42 protein-coding genes are annotated in these 19,847 nt (G+C 70.3%); 41 read left to right on the top strand and 1 reads right to left on the bottom strand.

Translation table 11 applies throughout. The features are described from left to right. Positions 1–50: 50 nt before the first annotated feature. The gene (locus OG589_RS14955; RefSeq protein WP_405149532.1) at positions 51–341 is read left to right on the top strand and encodes a hypothetical protein; all 291 of its coding nucleotides are present in this window, start codon (positions 51–53) and stop codon (positions 339–341) included. A 26-nt stretch (positions 342–367) separates the two neighbouring features. Here the strand turns inward: OG589_RS14955 and OG589_RS14950 are convergent, their stop codons facing one another. After that, entirely contained in the window at positions 368–853 is a 486-nt protein-coding gene (locus OG589_RS14950) for a hypothetical protein (RefSeq protein ID WP_405149530.1), read from the bottom strand. 172 nt (positions 854–1,025) lie between these two features. On the opposite strand from OG589_RS14950, the gene OG589_RS14945 reads away from it, so the two are divergent. From OG589_RS14945 to OG589_RS14750, 40 genes are all read left to right on the top strand, one after another. Continuing rightward, the gene (locus OG589_RS14945; RefSeq protein WP_405149528.1) at positions 1,026–1,283 is read left to right on the top strand and encodes a helix-turn-helix domain-containing protein; all 258 of its coding nucleotides are present in this window, start codon (positions 1,026–1,028) and stop codon (positions 1,281–1,283) included. Then, positions 1,283–1,534, top strand: coding sequence for a hypothetical protein (locus OG589_RS14940; protein ID WP_405149526.1), 252 nt, complete (start codon positions 1,283–1,285; stop codon positions 1,532–1,534). Before OG589_RS14945 ends, OG589_RS14940 begins: the two co-directional genes overlap by 1 nt. Before the next feature lie 189 nt (positions 1,535–1,723). Further along, complete coding sequence (locus OG589_RS14935) at positions 1,724–2,065, top strand: hypothetical protein (protein WP_405149524.1); 342 nt, start codon at positions 1,724–1,726, stop codon at positions 2,063–2,065. Further along, complete coding sequence (locus OG589_RS14930; RefSeq protein ID WP_405149522.1) at positions 2,062–2,394, top strand: hypothetical protein; 333 nt, start codon at positions 2,062–2,064, stop codon at positions 2,392–2,394. The genes OG589_RS14935 and OG589_RS14930 overlap by 4 nt, the downstream gene beginning before the upstream one ends. Further along, positions 2,391–2,804, top strand: a complete 414-nt coding sequence (locus tag OG589_RS14925; RefSeq protein ID WP_405149520.1) for a hypothetical protein — start codon at positions 2,391–2,393, stop codon at positions 2,802–2,804. Before OG589_RS14930 ends, OG589_RS14925 begins: the two co-directional genes overlap by 4 nt. Next, positions 2,801–3,073 carry a hypothetical protein gene (locus OG589_RS14920; protein WP_405149518.1) on the top strand — a complete coding sequence of 91 codons (273 nt, stop codon included), beginning with the start codon at positions 2,801–2,803 and terminating at the stop codon, positions 3,071–3,073. Before OG589_RS14925 ends, OG589_RS14920 begins: the two co-directional genes overlap by 4 nt. After that, positions 3,070–3,420 carry a hypothetical protein gene (locus tag OG589_RS14915; protein WP_405149516.1) on the top strand — a complete coding sequence of 117 codons (351 nt, stop codon included), beginning with the start codon at positions 3,070–3,072 and terminating at the stop codon, positions 3,418–3,420. The genes OG589_RS14920 and OG589_RS14915 overlap by 4 nt, the downstream gene beginning before the upstream one ends. After that, complete coding sequence (locus OG589_RS14910; RefSeq protein WP_405149514.1) at positions 3,417–4,271, top strand: ERF family protein; 855 nt, start codon at positions 3,417–3,419, stop codon at positions 4,269–4,271. Before OG589_RS14915 ends, OG589_RS14910 begins: the two co-directional genes overlap by 4 nt. Continuing rightward, on the top strand, positions 4,268–4,630 hold the full coding sequence (locus OG589_RS14905; RefSeq protein WP_405149512.1) for a hypothetical protein: 363 nt from the start codon (positions 4,268–4,270) through the stop codon (positions 4,628–4,630). Before OG589_RS14910 ends, OG589_RS14905 begins: the two co-directional genes overlap by 4 nt. Before the next feature lie 92 nt (positions 4,631–4,722). Further along, the gene (locus OG589_RS14900; RefSeq protein WP_405149510.1) at positions 4,723–5,055 is read left to right on the top strand and encodes a hypothetical protein; all 333 of its coding nucleotides are present in this window, start codon (positions 4,723–4,725) and stop codon (positions 5,053–5,055) included. 177 nt (positions 5,056–5,232) lie between these two features. Next, positions 5,233–5,631, top strand: coding sequence for a hypothetical protein (locus OG589_RS14895; RefSeq protein ID WP_405149508.1), 399 nt, complete (start codon positions 5,233–5,235; stop codon positions 5,629–5,631). Beyond that, positions 5,628–5,795: a hypothetical protein gene (locus tag OG589_RS14890; RefSeq protein WP_405149506.1), complete on the top strand. Its 168-nt coding sequence runs from the start codon at positions 5,628–5,630 to the stop codon at positions 5,793–5,795. Before OG589_RS14895 ends, OG589_RS14890 begins: the two co-directional genes overlap by 4 nt. Next, a complete protein-coding gene (locus OG589_RS14885) occupies positions 5,792–6,199 on the top strand; it encodes a hypothetical protein (RefSeq protein ID WP_405149505.1) in 408 nt (135 codons plus the stop codon). The genes OG589_RS14890 and OG589_RS14885 overlap by 4 nt, the downstream gene beginning before the upstream one ends. Further along, a complete protein-coding gene (locus OG589_RS14880; protein WP_405149504.1) occupies positions 6,196–6,360 on the top strand; it encodes a hypothetical protein in 165 nt (54 codons plus the stop codon). The genes OG589_RS14885 and OG589_RS14880 overlap by 4 nt, the downstream gene beginning before the upstream one ends. Further along, complete coding sequence (locus OG589_RS14875) at positions 6,357–6,836, top strand: hypothetical protein (protein ID WP_405149503.1); 480 nt, start codon at positions 6,357–6,359, stop codon at positions 6,834–6,836. The genes OG589_RS14880 and OG589_RS14875 overlap by 4 nt, the downstream gene beginning before the upstream one ends. Then, on the top strand, positions 6,833–7,099 hold the full coding sequence (locus tag OG589_RS14870; protein WP_405149502.1) for a hypothetical protein: 267 nt from the start codon (positions 6,833–6,835) through the stop codon (positions 7,097–7,099). The genes OG589_RS14875 and OG589_RS14870 overlap by 4 nt, the downstream gene beginning before the upstream one ends. Continuing rightward, positions 7,099–7,260: a hypothetical protein gene (locus OG589_RS14865; protein ID WP_405149501.1), complete on the top strand. Its 162-nt coding sequence runs from the start codon at positions 7,099–7,101 to the stop codon at positions 7,258–7,260. The genes OG589_RS14870 and OG589_RS14865 overlap by 1 nt, the downstream gene beginning before the upstream one ends. Next, the gene (locus tag OG589_RS14860; protein ID WP_405149500.1) at positions 7,257–7,508 is read left to right on the top strand and encodes a hypothetical protein; all 252 of its coding nucleotides are present in this window, start codon (positions 7,257–7,259) and stop codon (positions 7,506–7,508) included. Before OG589_RS14865 ends, OG589_RS14860 begins: the two co-directional genes overlap by 4 nt. Further along, positions 7,505–7,831, top strand: a complete 327-nt coding sequence (locus OG589_RS14855; RefSeq protein ID WP_405149499.1) for a hypothetical protein — start codon at positions 7,505–7,507, stop codon at positions 7,829–7,831. Before OG589_RS14860 ends, OG589_RS14855 begins: the two co-directional genes overlap by 4 nt. Further along, positions 7,828–8,499: a hypothetical protein gene (locus tag OG589_RS14850; RefSeq protein ID WP_405149498.1), complete on the top strand. Its 672-nt coding sequence runs from the start codon at positions 7,828–7,830 to the stop codon at positions 8,497–8,499. The genes OG589_RS14855 and OG589_RS14850 overlap by 4 nt, the downstream gene beginning before the upstream one ends. Continuing rightward, on the top strand, positions 8,499–8,936 hold the full coding sequence (locus tag OG589_RS14845) for a hypothetical protein (RefSeq protein WP_405149497.1): 438 nt from the start codon (positions 8,499–8,501) through the stop codon (positions 8,934–8,936). The genes OG589_RS14850 and OG589_RS14845 overlap by 1 nt, the downstream gene beginning before the upstream one ends. 46 nt (positions 8,937–8,982) lie before the next feature. Further along, positions 8,983–9,243, top strand: coding sequence for a hypothetical protein (locus OG589_RS14840; RefSeq protein WP_405149495.1), 261 nt, complete (start codon positions 8,983–8,985; stop codon positions 9,241–9,243). Beyond that, positions 9,240–10,340: a DNA polymerase III subunit beta gene (gene dnaN, locus OG589_RS14835; RefSeq protein WP_405149494.1), complete on the top strand. Its 1,101-nt coding sequence runs from the start codon at positions 9,240–9,242 to the stop codon at positions 10,338–10,340. Before OG589_RS14840 ends, dnaN begins: the two co-directional genes overlap by 4 nt. 9 nt (positions 10,341–10,349) lie before the next feature. After that, on the top strand, positions 10,350–10,919 hold the full coding sequence (locus tag OG589_RS14830) for a hypothetical protein (protein WP_405149492.1): 570 nt from the start codon (positions 10,350–10,352) through the stop codon (positions 10,917–10,919). Beyond that, the gene (locus OG589_RS14825) at positions 10,912–11,223 is read left to right on the top strand and encodes a hypothetical protein (RefSeq protein ID WP_405149490.1); all 312 of its coding nucleotides are present in this window, start codon (positions 10,912–10,914) and stop codon (positions 11,221–11,223) included. The genes OG589_RS14830 and OG589_RS14825 overlap by 8 nt, the downstream gene beginning before the upstream one ends. Further along, positions 11,216–11,515 carry a hypothetical protein gene (locus OG589_RS14820; protein ID WP_405149489.1) on the top strand — a complete coding sequence of 100 codons (300 nt, stop codon included), beginning with the start codon at positions 11,216–11,218 and terminating at the stop codon, positions 11,513–11,515. Before OG589_RS14825 ends, OG589_RS14820 begins: the two co-directional genes overlap by 8 nt. Next, positions 11,512–11,754, top strand: a complete 243-nt coding sequence (locus OG589_RS14815; RefSeq protein WP_405149487.1) for a hypothetical protein — start codon at positions 11,512–11,514, stop codon at positions 11,752–11,754. Before OG589_RS14820 ends, OG589_RS14815 begins: the two co-directional genes overlap by 4 nt. 233 nt (positions 11,755–11,987) lie before the next feature. Continuing rightward, on the top strand, positions 11,988–12,974 hold the full coding sequence (locus OG589_RS14810; protein WP_405149486.1) for a helix-turn-helix domain-containing protein: 987 nt from the start codon (positions 11,988–11,990) through the stop codon (positions 12,972–12,974). Next, complete coding sequence (locus tag OG589_RS14805; RefSeq protein WP_405149485.1) at positions 12,974–13,543, top strand: ATP-binding protein; 570 nt, start codon at positions 12,974–12,976, stop codon at positions 13,541–13,543. Before OG589_RS14810 ends, OG589_RS14805 begins: the two co-directional genes overlap by 1 nt. Beyond that, a complete protein-coding gene (locus tag OG589_RS14800; RefSeq protein WP_405149483.1) occupies positions 13,540–14,901 on the top strand; it encodes a replicative DNA helicase in 1,362 nt (453 codons plus the stop codon). Before OG589_RS14805 ends, OG589_RS14800 begins: the two co-directional genes overlap by 4 nt. Beyond that, on the top strand, positions 14,901–15,134 hold the full coding sequence (locus OG589_RS14795) for a hypothetical protein (RefSeq protein ID WP_405149482.1): 234 nt from the start codon (positions 14,901–14,903) through the stop codon (positions 15,132–15,134). The genes OG589_RS14800 and OG589_RS14795 overlap by 1 nt, the downstream gene beginning before the upstream one ends. Positions 15,135–15,203: 69 nt before the next feature. Beyond that, complete coding sequence (locus tag OG589_RS14790; protein WP_405149480.1) at positions 15,204–15,389, top strand: hypothetical protein; 186 nt, start codon at positions 15,204–15,206, stop codon at positions 15,387–15,389. Further along, the gene (locus tag OG589_RS14785; RefSeq protein ID WP_405149479.1) at positions 15,382–15,762 is read left to right on the top strand and encodes a hypothetical protein; all 381 of its coding nucleotides are present in this window, start codon (positions 15,382–15,384) and stop codon (positions 15,760–15,762) included. The genes OG589_RS14790 and OG589_RS14785 overlap by 8 nt, the downstream gene beginning before the upstream one ends. A 44-nt stretch (positions 15,763–15,806) precedes the next feature. Next, positions 15,807–16,283: an endonuclease VII domain-containing protein gene (locus OG589_RS14780; RefSeq protein ID WP_405149477.1), complete on the top strand. Its 477-nt coding sequence runs from the start codon at positions 15,807–15,809 to the stop codon at positions 16,281–16,283. A gap of 127 nt (positions 16,284–16,410) precedes the next feature. Next, positions 16,411–17,016 carry a hypothetical protein gene (locus OG589_RS14775; RefSeq protein WP_405149476.1) on the top strand — a complete coding sequence of 202 codons (606 nt, stop codon included), beginning with the start codon at positions 16,411–16,413 and terminating at the stop codon, positions 17,014–17,016. Beyond that, on the top strand, positions 17,009–17,293 hold the full coding sequence (locus OG589_RS14770; protein ID WP_405149475.1) for a hypothetical protein: 285 nt from the start codon (positions 17,009–17,011) through the stop codon (positions 17,291–17,293). Before OG589_RS14775 ends, OG589_RS14770 begins: the two co-directional genes overlap by 8 nt. Beyond that, positions 17,286–17,702 carry a hypothetical protein gene (locus tag OG589_RS14765; RefSeq protein ID WP_405149473.1) on the top strand — a complete coding sequence of 139 codons (417 nt, stop codon included), beginning with the start codon at positions 17,286–17,288 and terminating at the stop codon, positions 17,700–17,702. The genes OG589_RS14770 and OG589_RS14765 overlap by 8 nt, the downstream gene beginning before the upstream one ends. Further along, on the top strand, positions 17,695–18,486 hold the full coding sequence (locus OG589_RS14760; protein WP_405149472.1) for a hypothetical protein: 792 nt from the start codon (positions 17,695–17,697) through the stop codon (positions 18,484–18,486). Before OG589_RS14765 ends, OG589_RS14760 begins: the two co-directional genes overlap by 8 nt. Before the next feature lie 49 nt (positions 18,487–18,535). Continuing rightward, a complete protein-coding gene (locus OG589_RS14755; RefSeq protein WP_405149471.1) occupies positions 18,536–18,859 on the top strand; it encodes a hypothetical protein in 324 nt (107 codons plus the stop codon). A gap of 117 nt (positions 18,860–18,976) precedes the next feature. After that, the gene (locus tag OG589_RS14750) at positions 18,977–19,840 is read left to right on the top strand and encodes a hypothetical protein (protein ID WP_405149469.1); all 864 of its coding nucleotides are present in this window, start codon (positions 18,977–18,979) and stop codon (positions 19,838–19,840) included. Positions 19,841–19,847: the final 7 nt, after the last annotated feature.

The following is a 19,847-nucleotide window of genomic DNA, read 5'->3' as shown; positions in this document are numbered from 1 at the left end:
TGGGGCGATATGCAATCCGGTTCCTCATCGCTATCACCGCACTCGCATGGGTGGCACTCGTCGTCGAGGGCGTAACGGACACTCTCAACGCAAAAGGCTTCGCGGTCTTGTGCGTGGTCGCTGCGCTCACCCCGGTCCTCGCGGCGATACGGGCGCACTCCGAACGCATGGAGCACGCGCTGCAGCGCCACGCCGAACTCGTCGCCAAGCACGAGACGTGGTTCAACAACATGAGCGACCTCATCTCCCGGGCGATCGCGCGGGCCCGAATCGACGGCGCCGACTCACCGTCAAACGTGAACACGGGACCGTTTCCCATCTTCGACAGAAGAATTGGGTAGCTAGACGCGCAAAGAGGCCGCGGGGTTTACCCCCGCGGCCTTTTTGCTTCGTTTCGGGCGGCTTCGAAAATTTCGCGCCGCATGTGCGCGTACACCCGCAGGAACCGGTTCCGCGCCTCCTCGGACAGTTCGTCCATCTCGACGATCTCCCATGCGACGGGGTCGTTGAGAATGTTGTCGGCGGCCGTCAGTTCCTCCGGCCGGGCCAGGCCGCGTTCGAGCAGCAGGTCGCCGAGCGTCTTGTTGGGGTCCCGGTGTGGGCTGTCGGCGGTGGGTGTCGGCCCGCCGCCTTGGAGAACCGCCTCGATGGAGCCGCGTTCCCACTGGAGCGCGTCCTCGAGGGCGGCCTCGACCAGGGAGCTGATGCCGGCGTCGCCGCGGCGGAACTTCCTCAGGTGCGTGGTGGAGATGCGCGCCTTCTCGGCGATGTGCTCCCATCGCACCCCGAGCATGACACGCCGCTGTTCCATCTCAGCTGCCAGGCGGGTGCGCTCGTCCGTGTTTGGCGCCATGGACTGGCCCTCCGTGGGTCCCTCGCCGTGTTGCGTTTGTGAGCGCACCATACCGCAACATTCCTGCTCAGCGATGACGGTACTTCCTGTCTCGCGGCCAAGTAAGGGGGGAGGGGGAACGAGAGAGTTGCGGTCTGTTGCGGTCTTGCTCCTGTTGCGGTAAGTTGCGGTCATGGCCACTGAAAGCCCTCCCTGCATCTCATTCAACGAACGCTTGCGACGTGCCCGGCTGGCGCAGGACCTGACTTTGCGGGACCTGATGAAGCGGTGCGAGCAGGCCGGAGAGCGCATCAACCACGTCACCCTCAGCCGGTACGAGAAGGGCGAGTTCCGCCCTAAGCGGCGCCGACGGAGGATCCTCGCGGTCGCTCTCAACATCCCGTTTGACGACCTTGACTCGCTCGACGAAAACAGGCAGGAGTCTGCCTGATGGACGCACGAAAGATCAACCCGGATGGCGGCCAGGTAAGCACTCCCTACCCCCGGGGAACGTCCCGCCGCAGGTCGACCAAACCCACGCCCGAGCAGCGGCAGGCCGCCCGCCAGGCCGAACTGCAGCGGGCCATCGCCGAAACCTTGGCCACGGCCCCGCCGCCGTCGGAGGCGCAGTTGGCCCTGCTGGCCCGCCTGCACGCGGCGCACCCCCTGCCTGGCGCCGCCGCGCAGCGGAGGTCGGCGTGAAGCCCCGCCCGTGGCTGCCGCCGATGACCGGCTCCACCTACGTGTGCGAGCAGGGCCGCCCGCACCTGATCGGCCACACCTGCGGCTGCAAGCCCCGCTGACCCCCCGCATGACTGCGGGCCGACCGTTTGCCCCGGCCGACCCGCTGACCCACCGAGTGATCCGTTTCAACGAAAGGACTGGTGAGCCGTGACCACGGTAACCCAGCAGACCCCCCGCACCATCGACGTCGACCCGGAGCCCGCCCGCACCGAACCCGCCTACGTGCTGCCGTCCGTCGGCGTGGTCTTCGAGACCCTGGCCGCCGCCGCCGACTTGGGGCTGTCCCTGAACACCGCCCTGCTCGCCGGTCTGCTGGCCGCCCACCACAACGTGTCGCCCGCCGAGGCCGTGGATCTCGCCAGGTACGACGCGTTCGATGAGCGGGTCCGTGACGCCGGGGGTGTCCGCAACGTGTTGCTGACCCAGGCGCAGGCCGTTCGGCTGATGGCCGAGTACGCCGACGACGACGCCGTGGCAGGTGTCCGATGAGCACCGTCGAGGAACTGCGCGCCGCAGCCGCCAAGGTGCGCGCGAAGGCCGAGAACGCCGAGAGCGCTTCGACCGGCGACCTTCCGTGGGTGCCCACCGGGACCGGGGACGTGATCACCGATGAGCAGTCCCTGACCGTGGTCCAGGACGCGGGCGTGTTCGACGCCGAGTGGATCGCGCTCGTTCACCCGGGCCTGGCCGAGCCGCTCGCGTTGTGGTTGGAGGCCGAGGCGCACATGTGCGAGGTGCGACCCGGCAACAGCGCTGAGGGCCACACGTTCCATGCGCTGAAGGTCGCTCGGGTCATCAACGGTGGTGACGTCCGATGACCGCCCCGGAGAACATCCAGGTCCCCACGAGCCCCCTCGACGTCGCCCCGCACGTCGACCTGCCCGGCCTTGACTCCATCGCCTCCGCCCGCGCGGTCTGGCGGCACGCCCTGCGCGGCCTGCCGCTCGGTGCGTACGACCAGGAGATGGTCGCGTGGGCTGAGAGCGTGATGGACCAGCCGACGCTGATCGTGTTCGCCTCCCTGATCGAGCGGGCCCGGGGTGCCGCTGTCCCGCAGGACGGTGACGCGACCGACCGCTGGTTGACCGCGTGGATCGAGGAGCTCAAGGGCAACATCGCCACCGGCAACGCCGTCAGGGCCATGCGCGACGACTACCGGGCGCACGCCCGCCACGGGGTGCCCATCGACCAGGACATCCCCGCGCCGCCCGCCGGGGGTGCCCAGTGACCGCCGACCTGCGCGCCGCCGCCACGGGCGAGCTTCTGACCACCGAGAACTACGCCAGAACCGTCAGAGCGCTCGACCGGGACGGCGTGTTCACGAAGAACTACACCCGGTACGTCGGCGACAAGCTGACCGTCGTCGGTCTGCGAATCGGCCAGAAGCCGAACCATGTGGTCGCGTTCTTCGGCGACACGATCGTCCGCCGCCAGGACGGTACCTACACCGTGGCCCGCGCCGACCGGGCCGACGACCTCCGGGACGGTGCCCTGTGACCGTCCAGGAGATCGCCGACGCGATCCACGCCCCCATCGACCCGGCCTGCGCCGCCGTCGTGCTGGAGAACACCGCCGTCGCATGGAAGAGCGGCGAGATCGACCAGGACACGGCCGCCACCATCGCCCACGCCTGGGTGCACGACGACAGTCGCGCCGGCTTCTGGCCCCTGTTCGAGGAGTACGCCGCCCTGGTCGAACTCCGCGACGGCGTCAACGACGGCCGCGTCGACTGGCGCGAGGTGGACCCGGAGATCACCGGGTGGGACCCCTCGACCACTGCTTACGAGGTCGCCTGCCAGATGGCAGGCGACGCCGCCCGCGCGCTGCTCGGGGGGCAGCGATGACCGAGCCGTTGAACATCTACCAGGCGCTCGCCCAGGTCATGAAGAAGGTCCGCAGCGTCGCCAAGCGAGACAAGAACACCTCGCCCTACAGCGGCGGCTACAACTTCCGTGGCGTGGACGCCGTGGTCAACGCGGTCGGCCCGAAGCTACGCGAGGTCGGCGTGATCGTCGTCCCCATCGTCGAGGAAAGCTCGTACGGCACGGTCGAGGTCGGGGCCAAGCGCACCCTCATGGGCCACGCCCAGGTGACCGTCACCTACCGGTTCTACGGGCCGGACGGCACATCCCTGGACTGCCGGGTGCCGGGCGAGGCCATGGACTCCGGCGACAAGGCCATGACCAAGGCGATGTCGGTGGCGTTCCGCACGGCGCTGATCCAGGCGCTGTGCCTGCCCACTGATGAGCCCGACCCGGACGCCGCCAGCTACGAGCGGTCCGCGCCGGCCACCCCGGAGGACTACCGGGACCGGGCGCTGAACCTGAACGCCACCAAGGATGACCTCCGCCGCCTGTACGCCGAGGTGATGCGCGTGGGGCACGGCGCTACCGCCGTCGTCGACGAGCACGGCGATCGCGTCACCCTCAGCACCCTGATCCACCGTCGCGGCCAGGAAGCCCCGGACGGGCTGCCGCGCAACAAGGACGGTTCGATCTCCCGCTCCAAGGCAACCGATGAGGAACTGGCCAAGGCCGGGACGATGACCAAGGCCCAGATGCGGGAGCACAACAAGCTGGTCAAGGAAGCACAGGCAACCGCCCCCGCCGATCGGACCAAGGACGCTGATCTGTTCGATCCCTGGGCCAATGCTCCGGCCGGACCCCCGAACGGCACGACGGGCGGTGGGTCGTGACACAGCAGGCGTGGACCCCGAACGAGATCGCGCTGCGGCTGGCCCGGCTCTCCCGGGACCTGGACAAGCTCGCAGGCGAACTCGAGGGGCTGGACAGGGACGCCGTCACCAAACGCCATGCCTACGAGCTGGCGTTCGCCCGCGCGTTCCTTGGCCAGGAGGCCGGCTCGGTGGACGCCCGCAAGCAAACCGCGGTGCTGGCGACCGCCGCCGAGAAGCTGGCCGCCGAAACCGCTGAGGCGGTGCTGCGCGCCGCGCGGGTCCGGATCGGGACGTTGAAGACGCAGATCGAGACGGGCCGGTCCCTGAACGCGCTGATGCGCTCGGAGATGGCGCTGGCCGGGATGGGGACGACGTGAAGAGGTCCCCGATCCGCCGCGGCAAGCCCCTGGAGCGGCACAAGCCCCTCGAGGGCGGCCAGCCGCCAGCGCGTAGGACTCGGATCCGCCAGGTGTCGGCGAAGCGCCGCCAGGAGAACCGCGAGCGCCGCGCGATGGCCAACGAGCGGTTCCCGGACGGCCGGCCGATGTGCGTCGTGCCGTGGTGCGGTCTCTTCGCTGACGACCTGCACGAGCCGCTCACCCGGGCGCGCGGCGGGTCCATCGTCCGCGAGGACAACACCGAACCGGTGTGCCGGGACCACAACGGCGAGATGACGCTGGAGCCCGCCTGGGCGTATGAGCTGTCGCTGCTCATCCACTCCTGGGACTCGCGGACGCCCGCTCAGATCGCCGCTGACCGCCGTGCCGCGCTCGCGGCCTGGGCTACCCGGGAGGCGGCGTGAACGCCGTCGAGGACATGCGCTTCTGCCCGTGGGAGGGCCAGACACTCCCGGTCGACCACGACTGCATCGCGGCGGCCGACGACGACCACGACCAGCCCAACGACGACGCCCCTTGATGCACGACGCCCCGCGCCATGCCGGGCGCGGGGCGGCAACAACCGAACGGAGAGAGACCGAATGAACACCCAGCTTATCGACGTCGCGGCCGCCCCGGTGACTACGGCGTCGGCCAAGTACGTCCGGTACCGGCTCGACAGGGTCGAGGACGACATCGCGGACCTGGACAACGAGATCGCGGCGATGCTCGCGGTCCGCGACGACCTGCAGGCGGTGGCCGCCCGGTACCGAGCGCGTCTCGGCCACGCGGTGTCGTTGCTGCCGCCGCTGGTCGAGGTGGCCGACGGCCCCGGCGAGGAGCTCCCGTTGGAGGCGGAGGCGCACGCCGCTCTGGCGCAGGATCCGCGCGGCCAGCACCCGTACGGCCCGTCGACCATGCCGGACCTGCCGCAGGTGAACGGCCACGTGCAGGTGCCGGGCGAGTTCGCGTCGTCGCAGGTGAACGGGGCCCAGCGATGAGCACGGGAACCGACAAGGGCCACCCCGGCGTGTGGGGGCCCGGCATGGAACCGGAGTCCGTTCGTAAGGCGTACGACGCGACGGGGGACACGGTTCCGGCGCAGCGTCGCCCGATCTGCCGGGCCAAGGACATGGTCGCCGCCAACACCAGGAGCGCGGCATGACGCTCCCCACCTGCGAACAGGCGCTCGCCAGCGCCCGCGAAGGATCGCCGTTCAGCAACGGCACCGAGGGCTACGCCTGGATGGAGAACAACTGCGAGCGGTGCGTCCACGACGCGGCGACCAGGCGGGACGACTGGGCCAACGGGTGCCCGCTGATCCTCGTCGCGCTGCTCGGCAAGACCCCGGCCGAGTGGCTGAGGAAAGACCACGCGCACATGGGCGACCAGTACACGTGCATCTACTTCCGCGACGAGGACGACGGCGGTCCTGGTGAGCCGACGCCGATCCCTGACCCTCCTGGACAGGAGGGCTTGTTCCCTCGCGACGAGTTCGAGCGTCCCTGCCTGATGTTCGCGGACACCGCTCCCCGGCTAGCCGAGCGCGAGACGGCAGGTGCCCTGTGAAGCACCCCGGCCCCGGCGTCCACGCCGTCGGCATCGCCCTCGCGGTCGCCGTCGCCCTGTGCCTGCTCTACGGGGCTGTGACGGGTGCCACCTCCCGCACGGTCCCGTCACCCCGCCCCGGGCCCGTGGTGGCCCCTGTCGTGCACGGAGGAACCCGATGAGCGCCGAGCAGAAGGTCATGTGCGGCAACGAGGACCACGCCCGCCCTGTGCCTGCGGTCGCCCGCATGTCATGGCCGGACGGCCGCTTCCGGCCCACCACCGCCTGCGCCATTGACCTGCGCGTGCACACCCGCAGCTCAATCGAGGACGGCCACCCCGTGCTCGTCGAGCCGGTCGAGGGATCCAAGGAGCCCGTCATCGCCGCCTTCCAGGAGGTGGTCAAGCTGCACCGCCGCGCCTACTCCGAGCCGGTCAAGGCGATTCTCCTCGAAGCGCCGGACCACCCCCACTACGAGGAGCTGCCCGAGACGCTGGAGGAGCGACGGAAGCTCCCGGCCCGGTTCCACATCCCCGTCTGGGACGGCGATGGCGAGCCGAACGCGTGGCTGTGCGCGGTGTGCTGGGAAGAGGGCGTCGTCTACTCGTGGCCGTGCAAGGTCGCAACGGAGCATGGCGGCGAGGTGTTCGCCCGATGAACGCCCCGATCGGATCCCCGGCAGACAACCTGCTGGGAACGGTCCGCCGTAAGCCCAACGGCCGTGTCCTCGCCGTGCTGTGGCCGTCCCCGCCGTCCCCGAACAGGTGGATGGTCACCGACCAGTGGGGTTCGTGCGGCTACGAGACCGACGAGAAGGTCGCGGACTGGCCTGTGGTCGGTGCCGTGCCGTTCTCCCCGGCTGCAGGCGTCCCGCTCGCGCCTCTCGCTGGCCAGGCTGAGACCCCGACGGGCGGTGCGTGATGCCCGACTTCCTCGCCGCGCTGGCGTTCCTCACCGACCCGGCCAACACCCGCCCCATCGCCGGGCTGGCCCTCACCCTCGGCCTCCTGCTCATCCTCGGGGTCACCGTGTACGTCGTCGCCGCGCTCACCCCGCGCAAGCGCAACCGGAGGCCCCGATGAAGTGGGTCATCAACGGGTTCGCCCTCATCGGCTTCCTCACGGTGCTCGGGTTCGGGGTGCTCGCCATGATCGCCGTCGCCCACCACCGCGCCGACCGGGCCCGCACCCGCCGCTCCCGCGACGCCCAGATCGCCCAGTACCACCGCGAGAACAACCTGGTGGCCCTGGCCGGTGACGGGCCCGCCTGGGACCGGTACATGGAACGCCAGGGCCTGGACCTCAGGGCGCCGAGAGGGTGGGGCCGATGAGCCGGAGCACGGCCACCATCGCCTGCGTGTGCTGCGGGAAACCCGGCCAGCACAACGCCCGAGGCCTGCGGACTTCCTGCTACGACCGGCACCGCGCCAAGGGGACCCTCGACCGGTACCCGCGCAGACCCCCAGCCGCCCCGAGACCGCCCAAGGAGCCGCACGGCAAACGGATGCTCGCCCGGTACGCCGAACTCGTCAGCAGGCGTCTCAGCCCCGCGCGGATCGCGTGGGAGCTGGGGGTGGGGGAGCGCACCGTGCAGCGGTACGCGGCGGCGTACGCGCTCCAGCGGGCCGAGCAGGCGCAGGGGAGGGCGGCATGAAGCCCCGGATGCTCGACCTGTACTGCTGCCAGGGCGGCGCCACCCGCGGCTACCAGCTCGCCGGGTTCCACGTCACGGGCGTGGACATCGACCCCCAGCCGCGTTACTGCGGCGAGCAGTTCATCCAGGCGGACGCGATCGACTTCCTTCGCACCCGCCGGGACTGGATCCGCGAAACCTTCACCATGGCCGGAGCGTCCCCGCCCTGCCAGCGCTACACGCGCGCCTGGAAGATCCAGCAGCGCGAGCACCCCGACCTGATCGGTCCGACCCGCGAGGCGCTGGAAGACGTCGGCCTGCCGTACGTCATCGAGAACGTCGAGGAAGCCCGCTCCGAACTGCGTAACCCGATCATGTTGTGCGGCGCCATGCCCGAGTTCGGGCTGCGCACCTACCGGCACCGCCTGTTCGAGGCCGGCGGCGGGCTGGTGCTCGCCCAGCCGGATCACCCCGTGCACACCGCCCCGCTCACAAAGATGGGGCGCCCGCGCAAGCCGGGGGAGATGGCCCACTACGTCGGCAACTTCTCCGGCGTTCAGGAAGCCCGCGACGACATGGGCATGCCGTGGGCCAACCGCGACGGGCTGCGCGAGTGCATCCCGCCGGTCTACGCCGAGTACGTCGGCCTCGCCGCCATGGCGCAACTGCGTGAGACGGCGGTGGCCTGATGTACGCCACCGCCCGCCACCCCCTGCCCCCCGCCGGCGCCGTCCTGGAACTGCTCCAAACCCAGCGCACCGTCGCCCAAGTCGAGCGGCTCACCGGCTGGCCCGCACACGGCATCCGCCGACTGGTCGCCCGCCAGCCCGGCTGGCTCATCGGCACCGACGGGCGGGTCTGCATCCCCGCCGAAGAGGCCGCACCCGAACCGGCGCACCTGGTCGACATCGTCGTCGCCCACCCGCGCCCCGCCGACGTGCTACTCAGCGAGCTGCTCGCCCAGAAGCGAGAGCTCGGCATGCCGTGGCGGGACGTACTCGACCAGCTGCAGATCAGCCCCAGCAGCCTGGACTGTCTACGACGCGGCACCGCGTCGCTGCGGACCCGTCAGCGCATCGAGGCGTGGCTGGTCCACACCGCTCGTCAGCGGGAGGCGGCTGCATGATGCCCGCCACCGCACCCCACACGCACCCACGAACGGAGGACACCCCGTGAGCACCACTGCCACCGCGCCGAGCGCGAGCGCCATCGCCGACTGGATCCGCCCCTGGTACCCCGCCGGTGTCGACGTCCACACCGGCCAGATCTTCGGCCACCTGTTCCCCGACTGCGAGGAACTCCTCCGCGTCGAGGTGGAGCCCCGCGAGGGCTCGGGCTGGCTCGACCCGCGAGCCGGCGCGGTCTGCGAGGACTGCCTGGAGCGGCATGACCCGAAGCTCGCCACCGAGATCCTGAGGGAGTACAGCGCATGAAGACCACCGTCGACTCCAAGACCTTCGCCGACACCCTTGCCTGGATCGTCCGGGCCATCAACCCCCGGCCGCACCTGCCCACCCTGAGCGGCGTGCTGCTCGACGCCGCCGACGGCGAGCTGAGCCTGGCCACCTTCGACTACGACGTCACCTGCCGGACTCAGATCCCCGCCCAGGTGGACGAGCCGGGGCGCGTCCTGCTCCCCGGCGTCGTGCTCGCGAAGGTGGCCTCCACGCTGCCCGGCGAGCCGGTCGAGCTCGCGCTCTCGGGGACCGAGGTCACCATCACCTGCGGCACCGTCGAGGCCGCGCTGCCCACCATGCCGCACGAGAACTTCCCGACCCTTCCCGCGACCCCGGAGGCGATCGGCACGATCGCCGGCAACGCGCTCAAGGCCGCCGCCGCACAGGTGGTCCCGGCCGCCGACCGGGACAGTGCCGAGCCCGCGCTGCGCTGCGTGAAGCTGGAGACCTACGGCGACGGCCTGGCCGTGGCGGGGGCCGACACCCCACGGGTCGCCGCGCGCGTCATGGACTGGGACGCCGCGCGCCCCGGCACCGAGCACGCCGCGCTGCTGCTCGCGAACATCTTCCACGACGTGGCCCGCGGGGTCGGGCCATGGCCGGTGACCATCGGGCTCGGCGACGGGATCGTGAGCTTCGAGGCGGCCGGACGGACCACGACGGCCCGGCTGGTCGATGCCCGTTTCCCCGCCTATCGGCGCTTCTTCGACATGGAGTTCGCCTCCTGGGCGCGCGTCGACACGGCCGCGCTGCTCGAGGCGGTCCGGCGGGTCGCGCTGTTCGCCCAGAAGGAGGCGCCCGCCGTCCGGCTGGACTTCGTGCAGGGCGCGGTGACCGTCCGCTCCGGCGGGGACGTCGGGCGCGGATCGCAGACCGTCGCCGCGCAGCTCGACGGCCCGGAAGTGGAGCTGGACTTCCTGGCGGGCTTCCTGATCGACGCCCTGACAGCCATTGCCGCCGACCACGAGACCGTGCGCATCGGCATGGACGGCCCCCGACGTCCCGCCCTGTTCGAGGGCGACACCGAGACCCCCGCCTGTCGGTGCGCCGTCATGGCGCTGAGGGCGAGCTGAGGAGACGACATGGCCAAGAAGACCACTGCCCCCGCCACTGACTCCCTGTTCAGCTCCAGCGAGCTGTCCGAGCTCGACCAGGCCCGTGAAGACATCAAGGGATTGAGCGGCGAGCTGACCCGCCTCAACGACCGGTACATGCTCCTGCTCAAGGAGCGCGGCGCCTGGGAGCGGTCCGTCCGTAGCGCCGCCGGCCGGGCCGCTTGGGATCGGGTCGCCTTCAGCTACAGCTACTACCTGGTCGGCAAGGTCAAGGAGCCGTTCGGACTGCTCTGCGGGCGCATTGAGATGCTGCCCGAGCGGCCCAAGCCAGACCAGATCGAGCGGCTGAAGTGGGCCGCCGCGGACCTGCGCAAAGAGCTGAGCAAGCACGACAACGACACCTCGGGCCTGGTGGCCGAGGTGACCCGGCTTCGCGACATCGTCCAGACCCAGGCCAAGAACCTGCACGAACGGTTCGGCAACGACCGCGCCCCCCTGGCTCCCGGTGGACAGTGCGAGTGCCCCGGTTGCGAGCTGGTGCGCAGTCTCGATGACGAGGTCGTCTCCGAAGCCGAGAGCGAGCACGCCCATGGATGACCCGACGCGCCGCATCCGCCTCTGGATGGAAGCGCTCAGCACCCGCACCATCCCGGCCATCACCGGGCCTTGGTGGGAGCAGTCCGCCCGCACCGCCGAAGAGTCCAACGGGGTCGCCTGGGACCGCGTGCGCCCGGACGGCACCCTCCACATGCCGTGGGCGGAGATTCACGCCACACCGTGCCCTGGGGCGCCATGGACGACCACGCCTGACCGGTGGAACGGGTCGTTGAACTGCGGACTCAAGCACTGGCACACCCGCGAATCGCTCGGCCGATCCGCACCGGGGACACCTGATGCCTAACGCCCGCCTCACTCCCGAAGACGCCATCGCGAGCGCCCTGCTGCGCTGGAACGGGGGCGTCGACCAGCACGCCCGCCCCATCGCCCGAGCCGCCCTCGAGGCGCTGGCCGGCCACGGCTACATGCTCATCCACGTCGGTACGTCCAACGACCAGAAGCGCGTGGCCGCCAGGCTGCACGGTGCTGAACGCTTCCTCAAGACGTGCGCCGAGTCGCTGGAAGCGATGAGCGCTCTGAATGTCGCCCGACCTGCCGATCTCCAGCCCTCTCTCGAAGAGGGGATGGCGTCGTGAAGACCGAGACCTATCGGGGCGTGCGACTCAAGGTCAAGAAGGGTCGCGAGTGGGGAACCCTCGCTCACTTCGTCAACGGCGAGCCGTGGGGCGAGTGGTACGGCACCGAGGAAGACAAGGCCCTGACCTCGATGCACGGCTACGTCGACTCGGCGATCGAGAACCCCGACTCCTGGCCCGAGTACTGGCAGCCCGGCTACCGCAAGCCGCGCTCGCCGAAGGCGGCCAGTGATGTCTGACCGCCCCGACACCACCACCCCGGCCGCCACCCGCGGCCGGGCCCCGGCGCCCCTCACCGAGTCCCTGTTCGACATGGACGTGCCCGATGCCTGACAGCCCCGAGAGCGCGACGGCGTGCAAGGCGGATCTTGAAGCGGATCGGCCGCGCACGACCGCCCCGCGGGTCGAGCGAAGACAGGCCCCGCCCTCGCCCTGACCCGCATGAGACCACGACGTCCAGGAGATCCGGCCGGTGAACGACGACACGCTCGAGGACACCACCAAGACGGCTGCATCAGCGGCCGGCGGGGTGCGCCTTGTGCCCCTGGATCGCTGGACTGTTGAGCGGGCCATCAAGGCGTCAAGCCTGACCCCTCCGTCGCGGCTCCTGATGCACACGCTGCTGACCCACGTGAGCAACGGAACGCTGGTGATCCCGGCCAAGTACGCGCCCTCCCTGACCACGTTGGCGAAGGAGACCGGCCTCAGCCGTTCGACGGTCGCCGACCACCTGAACATCTTGGAAAGCGACGGGTGGGTTGACCGCTCTCGGCCGACCACGAAAGAGGCACTCGCCGAGAAGGCGCGCACCGCTTATCGGCTCCAGGTTCCGGCAGGGGTGCTTTCCGAGCCGCCCCCCGAACCAGTCCGGGAGGCGGACCAGTCCGGGAGCTGGACTAGTCCGGGAGGCGGACCAGTGGAACAGGAAGGCCTGTTCAGCACTGGTCCGGGAGCTGGACTAGTCCGGGAGGCGGACACCACTAGTCCGGGAGCCGGACTCAATCCAATGTCTTCTCCAACGTGTTCTTCTCCTACGGAGAAGAACACCAAGGGGGGTGCAGGGGGGAAACGCGCCGGATCGAAGACCGAGGAGCACCCCCGCTTCGCCGAGTGGTACGCCGCCTACCCGCTCCGCAAGGAACGCGCCGCCGCCGTCGCCGCCTTCAACAGGGCCGTGGCGAAGGTTGATGACGTCGAGATCCTCTTCTCCGCCGCGAAGGACTACCGCGAAAACGACCCGTACGTTCTCCGCGGCTACATCAAGAACCCCGCCACCTGGCTCAACAAGGGGTGCTGGCTCGACGAGATCGAACCCGCTCAGCAGCCACACGAAGGCGCCCAGGTGCACCAGTTGCGACCGACCGGCAGCCGACCCGGCAACGGGTCAGGGCCGAGCAAAGGCCACGGCGAATCCGGGCCCTTCCTGCCGAAACAGGACTACTCCAAAGCGAGGATCTGATGTTCGACGACATGGACGACGCCGAGTCCGAGCGCCAGCACCGCCTGGCCGCCGAACGGCTGGCCCGCTGGACGGCCGACACCCCGCCCGTGTTCGCCCGGGAAGGCCACGTGCACCCAGACGTCGCCGAATGGCTGGACGGCCTCACACGGGGCCGCGCCACCAACCTGACGCTGGTCGGCGAACCCGGGACCACGAAGACCTGGCACTGCTACCGGCTGGTCCGCGAAGCGCTCGCCGCCGGCTGGCAGGGCTCGGCGCGACTGCTGACCTCCCAGCAGTGGAAACGCGCCGTCACCCCGCCCCTGGATTACGCGGACCTTGACCGGCTCGCCGGGCTGAGCCTGCTCATCCTGGACGACCTCGGCGCGACGCGGATCAGCGACTGGGACGCCGAGAACCTGCTCGGCGTGCTGGACGAACGCTGGAAGTTCCGCCGGCCGACAGTGGTGACCAGCAACGTGGCCGACGTGCGCTCCATGGTGGGGGAGCGGATCGCGTCCCGCCTGGCCGACGACCAGCTCATGGTCACCCTCGACGGCCCGGACATGCGGCGGGAGGGCCGATGAGCACCGACACGATCGGCGTCCCCGGTTGGACACCCGGAGCCGACGTCCTCGCCGCCGAGCAGGCCGTCGTCGGCGCCGTCATCCAATCCCGCGGCATGTGCGACACCGCCGGGGACGTGGTCCGCCCCCAGGACTTCCACGTCCCCGCCCACCGGGTCATTTACGCCGCCGCCCTCGACCTGGCCGAGAACGGCAACCCCGTCGACCCGGCCGCCGTGATGGGCGTGCTCGCCGCCAGCGGAGACCTGCAACGCGTCGGCGGGGGGCCGAACCTGCACACCCTGATGCAGTGGGCCGTCGTCGGCCCCGCGGTCACCTACCACGCGCGGATCGTCGCCGCGGACGCCTCCCGCCGGCGGCTGCACGAGGCCGGGCAGCGGATCCAGCACCTCGCCTCGGGTGCGGGGTTCGACCCCGAGTTGGACCCCGAGTCGGCGCGGAAGATGCTCGACGACGCGCTCGCCGACGCCCGCGGCGGCGGGGAGGCGCCGTCCGCGGCGGACCTGGTGTTGCAGGTGCTCGACGACCTGGAGTCGCCAGACGCCGAGCTGGCGGGCGTGCCAACGGGGTACCGCGACCTCGACAGCATGCTCCCGGGGCTCCGGCCCGGCCAGCTCATCGTGGTGGGCGCAAGGCCGAAGGTGGGGAAATCGACCGTCGGGGTGGACATTGCCCGGCACGTCGGGGTGCGGCTGCAACAGCCCGCGTTGCTGATGTCGCTGGAGATGTCCCGCACCGAGGTGATGCACCGGCTCATCGCCGCCGAGGGGCGCGTGGACCTGCACAAACTGCAGAAGCGTGTCCTGACGGCCGACGACTGGCCGCGCATTTCCACGGCGACCAACCGGATCGCCGAATCAAAGCTGGTCATCGACGACTCTCCGGAGTGCGGGCTGGCGCACATCCGGGCCCGGCTGCGGGGGATGCGCCGCACGGGCGGCTGCGACCTGGTGGTGGTCGACTACCTGCAGCTGCTGAAGGGCGGGCGGGCGGAGAACCGGCAGCAGCAGGTCGCCGAATTGTCCAGGGGGCTGAAGCTCATGGCGCGCGAGTTCGAAGTGCCCGTGGTGGTCCTCGCCCAGCTGAACCGTGGCAGCGAGCACCGGCAGGACAGGCGGCCGGTGCCGTCGGACCTGCGCGAGTCGGGGGCCGTCGAGCAAGACGCGGATGTGGTGCTGCTGTTGCACCGCGAGGACATGAACGACCCGGACTCCAAGCGGGTCGGCGAGTTGGACCTGATCGTGGCGATGCAACGTCAAGGGCCCACCGGGACCGTGGTGCTCGGCTGGCAGGGGCATTACGGGCGGTGCACCGACCTGGCGCCCAAGCAGTGGAGCCCGACCGGGGGGCACCGGTGATGCCCGCCGCCCCGGCCCGCCCGGTGTGCGAGTGGTGCAAGACCGCGCCGGCCACCGAGCTGCTGGTCCGTGACCGGCCGACCGCGTGCGGCGGCATGGACCGGGCCTGCTCTCTGGCGTGCGGCGGGTGCGGTGACCGTCTGGCGCAGGTGATGGCCCGTGTTGAGGACGTGGTGGCCGTGTACCGGCTGGCTGTGTCCCCGCTGATCCCTGCTTCGGAGGAAGCCGCATGACCCCGCCCGCTGATCTGACCACGTGGCCGACCTCGGCCGTACACGCCATCGCCTCCGGAAGGACCACCCATGCCTGAGCCGATCAACGTGAGCGTCGTCGACCCGCTCACCGGGGACGAAGCGACCGCCGAAGTGCAGCCGGGCGACTACGCCCTGATCTGCGCCGAGCCGTGTCACCTGGAGCACACGCAGGTGGACTACGAGACCGGCACCGTGACCATCACGATCAAGGGCTACAGGGGGCGTCGTGCCTGAGATCCCGCCGCAAGCCGCCGCGCCCATCGACGTCCCCGACGCCTGGGTGCTCGCCGCCGCCGTCGACGCCTACAACGACGGCCGCCCCCACTTGGACGACTACGACGCCGACGCACGCGACTTCCTCGCCGACGCCATCGCCGCCGTGCTGCCGCTGGCCGCCGCCCACGTCGCCCGTCTGATCGAGGCCGCGTGCCCCACCCCGATGGACCCTCACCGGGACCCGTGCCCGCACATGGAGGACGCCCGTGTCGCCCGGGAAGCGTTCACGGCGGGGGAGCGGTCGGGCGCCACGACCGTGCAGACGGCCCCAGAATCCACGGAGACGGCCTCCGGACGCACTCCTGGGATCATCGGACGAGAGGACGACTGATCTTGTTAGAACGCCCTACAGGCCGCACCTGTCGTCAGTGCGGCATGAACATCGACTGGCGAGTGCTCAGCGCCCGCTTCTGTGGCGACAAATGTCTGAGCCGGTTTCACTCCAGGAACACGTACACGCCGGTCGAGAAGAAGCCTGCGGTCTGCCGCATCTGCCAGCGACCCTTCGAAAGGAAGGGGAACGCCAACACCGCAGTCTGCTCGGCGGAATGCCGGAAGCACTGGTGGAGCCTCAAGAGGCGGCTGGCCAAGTACCGCATCACGACGAAGGAGTACTTCGCGCTGCTGGCCGAGCAATGCGGCATGTGTGCCATCTGCGGATCGCCGGGCGAGCGCTACTGGCGATTCGAGCTGGCCATCGACCACTGCCACACGACCAGGAAGGTCCGGGGGCTGCTCTGTTCTCGCTGCAACGTCGGCCTTGGCAGTTTCCGGGATAACCCGGAGTTCCTGCGATCAGCAGCCGACTACCTCGAACGCTTCGAGAGCCGAGAAGGAGCCGACTGTGCCTGATCGAGTTGGGTCAAAGGATGATGGGACGTCCTTAGAAACGACTACAGCGCTTCGCGAGCCGATCGCCAACGCCATCCGCGACAGCGCCTTCCCCGGGCTCACCGTCCAAGGCGCCACCGACGCCGTCATGGCCGTGCTCCGCGCCCACGAGATCGGCCGCCGTGACCTGCACAAAGCCGCCGACCGTGCCGCCGCCTACGCCGAAGAACAGCGCCAGCGCGCCGAGCAGGCCGAAGCTGAGGTGACACGCCTGGACGCCGAACTCGGTGCTGTCCGCACCCAGCACACCGCCGCCCGAATGGCGTTGAAGGGTGCCGAGCGGGAAGCGGAAGCCCTCCGCGCCCAGTTGACAGCCGCCCGCGCCGCCACCGGGGACAGCCCGGCCATCAGCGCCTGGTCCAAGGTGTTCGACCGTGCCCAGTGCGCCGAAGCCGCCGTCGCCCGGGTCCGGGAGGCGCTCGACTTCTGTGGCCGGATCATGGCCACCAGCTCCCGAGACTGGGGCGACCAGTCGGTGGACGCACTCCTGTGGGCCGTCATCGTCGGCTGGGTCTGCGAAGAACTGCACGTCCACGACTGGGAGTGCGGCGCGGATCTGTCCCTGCTCGCGATGGCCGAACGCCACGGGTGGGACGACGCCTTGGTGGAGCGGCTGCGGCTCATGCGTGACGCAGTGCGTGCCGTCCTGGACGTCCCCGCCGACGGCGAGCAGTCGGGAGACCGGGATGTCTGAGGCGCTCAAGTGCACTCGCTGCGGCAGCAGAGTCGCGATCTGCGAGACGGTCGAAGGCTGGCTCGACTGGGGGCTCGCCGTCCTTGGCGACGACGGCGTGGTGCGCCCGGAGCGGTGCGAGCACCCGCCGCCTGTCATGGCTGACAACAGCACACCGAAGGCCACGTACGCCGTCTGCGACAACACCCGGTGCGGCCATCGCTGGAAGCTCCGCCGCCGCTTCGACTCCGCCTCGCTCCCCGCCGACGGCGAGCAGACCGGAGGCGACCGTGGCTGAGACCCGCGTCTTCCACCTCGGCGACATCCTGTCCATCACGACCGAACGGTTCGTCAGCCCGAACGGCATCGGCGCCCTCTACGAGATCCTCAACTGGATGACCGGGGACAACCTGTTCACCCACCAGATCCCCAGGGCGTCCAAGGAGTGCGCCCCCGCGCTGCTGGAGCAGCATCCCGACCTCGCGCAGGTCACAGTCCCTGAGGATTTCGGCAGCGAGGACGCGGTGTTGGCGTGGCTGAACCAGCAGGTACGCCGCTTCGGCGAGACCCGGCCCGTTGCCCAGCTCCACCCGGACGACCACACCCGCATCGACCCGATCACCGAGATCCGCATGATCCGCCCCGACATGCCGATCATCGGCGTTGAAGTCCCGCCCTCCGAGCAGACCGGAGACGGCAATGGCTGAGACGACGAAGCTCCTGCTGGACGGCCTGATCGCCCACTACGGCAAGCCTGACGGGAGCAGGCAAGAGGGCGAAGTCCTGCTCCCCGAAGTGGCCGCCCCCGGCTCCAGTCGCCGCTGCGACCTGCTCCGCGTCGGCTTATGGCCCTCACGCGGCCTCGGTATCGACGTCCACGAACTGAAGACCTCCCGCTCGGACTGGCTGCGCGAGCTGAACGACCCGGCCAAGGCCGACGCCTGGTGGAAGCACTCCTCACGGTTCTGGGTCGTCGCCCCGCCCGGCCTGATCGACCCTCGTGAGATGCCGCCCGGCTGGGGACTCATGGTGCCGCCGAGTAACGGTCGCCGCTTCAAGGTCGTCGTCAAGGCGGAGACCAGGACGCCAGAGCTGTCGCTAGCGCTCATGACCGAACTGGTGTCACGCACCGACAACATCCGGGCGCAGGAGATCCACCAGGTCAAGCAGGACCAGCGGAACGCCATCTACCGGGCGATCGAAGAGGACCGGAGAACGCGCGGTCAGGCGGCGCTGGACATCAACACCAAGCAGTCGCTCGATCTCCTCAACGACCTGGAGAAGGCGTTGGGATGTCGGATCGACTCATGGGGCTCCCGGCACGACCTGGACCGTGTGGGTGTCGAGGAACTCGCCGAGGCGCTGCGCGAGTACACCCGCGACCACGTCGCCCTCCAGCGCCGCGCCAAGCAGCTCGGGGACCTCGACGGCCGCCTGCGCCGAGCCTCTGAGCTGGCCCTGAAGTACCTGAACACCGGGGAGCTTCGATGACCACAGCCCGCCCGCCTGCCGCCCTCGACCAGCCGCAGGAGCCGACACCGTGACTGACTACCAACTCACCCCAGCCGAGCAGCAGAAGCTCGACCGCCGGATCAGCATGTGCCGGCTCGCGGCCCTGGCCATCGCCGGGGCGTCACTGATCCTGTTCGCCGTCGCGGTGTGGTTCACCGACTGGCGGTACGCGGGGCTCGCCGTGATCGCCCTGGTCCCCGCCGGGTTCCTCCTGGTGGTCGTAGCCGAGGCGGAGAAGCCGTCCGTTCAGCGAAAGGTGGCCGAGCGGCTACGCCGGAAGGATGCGGTCGACGTTTCCGCAGGTGGCCGGGATGCGACCTGCGACGGAACCGCCACCTGTACCCGCGAGTAACAAGCGAAAAGCGGCTCCCTGGTCCGCCAACCAGGAAGCCGCCCCACCCCTCGCCCCACCAGATCCACCGTCCCCAGTGGCTCCAACGCAAACGGTACCAACCCGGAGGAGCCCGGCATGCCCATAGACCCGCGCAGCTGCCCAGGCGCATGCAACGCTCGCGCCCGCCGTGAGCACCGCGTCTACGACGAGCAGCTCGCCGCCTACCAGCAAGCCCTCGACGAGTGGCGGATCCCGCTCACCCTGCCCGTCAACAACGCGGAACCGCCCCGCGTCACCCCCTGGTACGGCAACCCGGTGTGGTGCGGCACCGACCTCGCCGCACGCCGGCAAGAGCTCGCCGAACTGGACGACCTTGCCTGCCTGGTGGTGGCGGAAGCCGACGGGCACCGCGGCGCCAACGGGGAAGCACGCGTGTCCGGGTCGCCGACCCCTGGATCGCCGTCGCCGACGCTGGACGACGTCGACGAGCTGGACTCCTGGCTGCGGTCGTGGCAGGGGGCTTGGACCGGGGAGGACACGCTGGCCCGCCGCGGGCACATCGCCGACTCGGTCACCCGGGGCGTGTCGTGGCTGCTGGGCCGCGCTGACCGGATCCTTGGGCATGAGGCGGTGGGAGCCGACTTCGGCCGGGAGATCCACGCCTGGCACACCCGCTTGTCACGCGGGTCGAAGTCGGACATCCGGGTGCACCGCAAGCCGTTGCGCTGCGACAGGTGCGGGTGCCTGTCGTTGGAGTGGCCGGAAGGGTCGGACCGGGTGACGTGCGCCCGCCGGGACTGCCAGCGGATCCTCACGTTGCCCGAGTACGAGGCGCTGGTGGAGCACGTGGCGCCGGCCGCCCGGGTCGCGGTGACAGCACGCGCCGCCGCACGGCCGCGCCGCCCGCATGCCGACTGCGGGGACCTGTCGGGGCGCACCCCGGCCGGTTCCTCGCCCATCCCCATGGAGAACGCAGAACACGAGAGGATCGCTCTGTGAAGGATGA

Origin of the sequence: Sphaerisporangium sp. NBC_01403, assembly GCF_045040145.1 — a bacterium.
Lineage (GTDB): Bacteria > Actinomycetota > Actinomycetes > Streptosporangiales > Streptosporangiaceae > Sphaerisporangium > Sphaerisporangium viridialbum.
The sequence above is the reverse complement of the archived record's forward strand: the minus strand, read 5'-3'. Positions and strand labels throughout refer to the sequence as shown.

What these genes read in the sequence shown, in the direction of transcription:
- OG589_RS14775 (WP_405149476.1), top strand. Translation starts at nt 16,411, where the DNA reads ATGGCCGTGCTCCGCGCCCACGAGATCGGCCGCCGTGACCTGCACAAA.
- OG589_RS14825 (WP_405149490.1), top strand. Translation starts at nt 10,912, where the DNA reads ATGGATGACCCGACGCGCCGCATCCGCCTCTGGATGGAAGCGCTCAGC.
- OG589_RS14890 (WP_405149506.1), top strand. Translation starts at nt 5,628, where the DNA reads ATGAGCACGGGAACCGACAAGGGCCACCCCGGCGTGTGGGGGCCCGGC.
- OG589_RS14795 (WP_405149482.1), top strand. Translation starts at nt 14,901, where the DNA reads ATGCCCGCCGCCCCGGCCCGCCCGGTGTGCGAGTGGTGCAAGACCGCG.
- OG589_RS14760 (WP_405149472.1), top strand. Translation starts at nt 17,695, where the DNA reads ATGGCTGAGACGACGAAGCTCCTGCTGGACGGCCTGATCGCCCACTAC.
- OG589_RS14940 (WP_405149526.1), top strand. Translation starts at nt 1,283, where the DNA reads ATGGACGCACGAAAGATCAACCCGGATGGCGGCCAGGTAAGCACTCCC.
- OG589_RS14875 (WP_405149503.1), top strand. Translation starts at nt 6,357, where the DNA reads ATGAGCGCCGAGCAGAAGGTCATGTGCGGCAACGAGGACCACGCCCGC.
- OG589_RS14870 (WP_405149502.1), top strand. Translation starts at nt 6,833, where the DNA reads ATGAACGCCCCGATCGGATCCCCGGCAGACAACCTGCTGGGAACGGTC.
- OG589_RS14805 (WP_405149485.1), top strand. Translation starts at nt 12,974, where the DNA reads ATGTTCGACGACATGGACGACGCCGAGTCCGAGCGCCAGCACCGCCTG.
- dnaN (WP_405149494.1), top strand. Translation starts at nt 9,240, where the DNA reads ATGAAGACCACCGTCGACTCCAAGACCTTCGCCGACACCCTTGCCTGG.
- OG589_RS14770 (WP_405149475.1), top strand. Translation starts at nt 17,009, where the DNA reads ATGTCTGAGGCGCTCAAGTGCACTCGCTGCGGCAGCAGAGTCGCGATC.
- OG589_RS14895 (WP_405149508.1), top strand. Translation starts at nt 5,233, where the DNA reads ATGAACACCCAGCTTATCGACGTCGCGGCCGCCCCGGTGACTACGGCG.
- OG589_RS14780 (WP_405149477.1), top strand. Translation starts at nt 15,807, where the DNA reads ATGAACATCGACTGGCGAGTGCTCAGCGCCCGCTTCTGTGGCGACAAA.
- OG589_RS14945 (WP_405149528.1), top strand. Translation starts at nt 1,026, where the DNA reads ATGGCCACTGAAAGCCCTCCCTGCATCTCATTCAACGAACGCTTGCGA.
- OG589_RS14930 (WP_405149522.1), top strand. Translation starts at nt 2,062, where the DNA reads ATGAGCACCGTCGAGGAACTGCGCGCCGCAGCCGCCAAGGTGCGCGCG.
- OG589_RS14750 (WP_405149469.1), top strand. Translation starts at nt 18,977, where the DNA reads ATGCCCATAGACCCGCGCAGCTGCCCAGGCGCATGCAACGCTCGCGCC.
- OG589_RS14885 (WP_405149505.1), top strand. Translation starts at nt 5,792, where the DNA reads ATGACGCTCCCCACCTGCGAACAGGCGCTCGCCAGCGCCCGCGAAGGA.
- OG589_RS14865 (WP_405149501.1), top strand. Translation starts at nt 7,099, where the DNA reads ATGCCCGACTTCCTCGCCGCGCTGGCGTTCCTCACCGACCCGGCCAAC.
- OG589_RS14910 (WP_405149514.1), top strand. Translation starts at nt 3,417, where the DNA reads ATGACCGAGCCGTTGAACATCTACCAGGCGCTCGCCCAGGTCATGAAG.
- OG589_RS14845 (WP_405149497.1), top strand. Translation starts at nt 8,499, where the DNA reads ATGTACGCCACCGCCCGCCACCCCCTGCCCCCCGCCGGCGCCGTCCTG.
- OG589_RS14950 (WP_405149530.1), bottom strand. Translation starts at nt 853, where the DNA reads ATGGCGCCAAACACGGACGAGCGCACCCGCCTGGCAGCTGAGATGGAA.
- OG589_RS14800 (WP_405149483.1), top strand. Translation starts at nt 13,540, where the DNA reads ATGAGCACCGACACGATCGGCGTCCCCGGTTGGACACCCGGAGCCGAC.
- OG589_RS14925 (WP_405149520.1), top strand. Translation starts at nt 2,391, where the DNA reads ATGACCGCCCCGGAGAACATCCAGGTCCCCACGAGCCCCCTCGACGTC.
- OG589_RS14790 (WP_405149480.1), top strand. Translation starts at nt 15,204, where the DNA reads ATGCCTGAGCCGATCAACGTGAGCGTCGTCGACCCGCTCACCGGGGAC.
- OG589_RS14830 (WP_405149492.1), top strand. Translation starts at nt 10,350, where the DNA reads ATGGCCAAGAAGACCACTGCCCCCGCCACTGACTCCCTGTTCAGCTCC.
- OG589_RS14820 (WP_405149489.1), top strand. Translation starts at nt 11,216, where the DNA reads ATGCCTAACGCCCGCCTCACTCCCGAAGACGCCATCGCGAGCGCCCTG.
- OG589_RS14850 (WP_405149498.1), top strand. Translation starts at nt 7,828, where the DNA reads ATGAAGCCCCGGATGCTCGACCTGTACTGCTGCCAGGGCGGCGCCACC.
- OG589_RS14855 (WP_405149499.1), top strand. Translation starts at nt 7,505, where the DNA reads ATGAGCCGGAGCACGGCCACCATCGCCTGCGTGTGCTGCGGGAAACCC.
- OG589_RS14860 (WP_405149500.1), top strand. Translation starts at nt 7,257, where the DNA reads ATGAAGTGGGTCATCAACGGGTTCGCCCTCATCGGCTTCCTCACGGTG.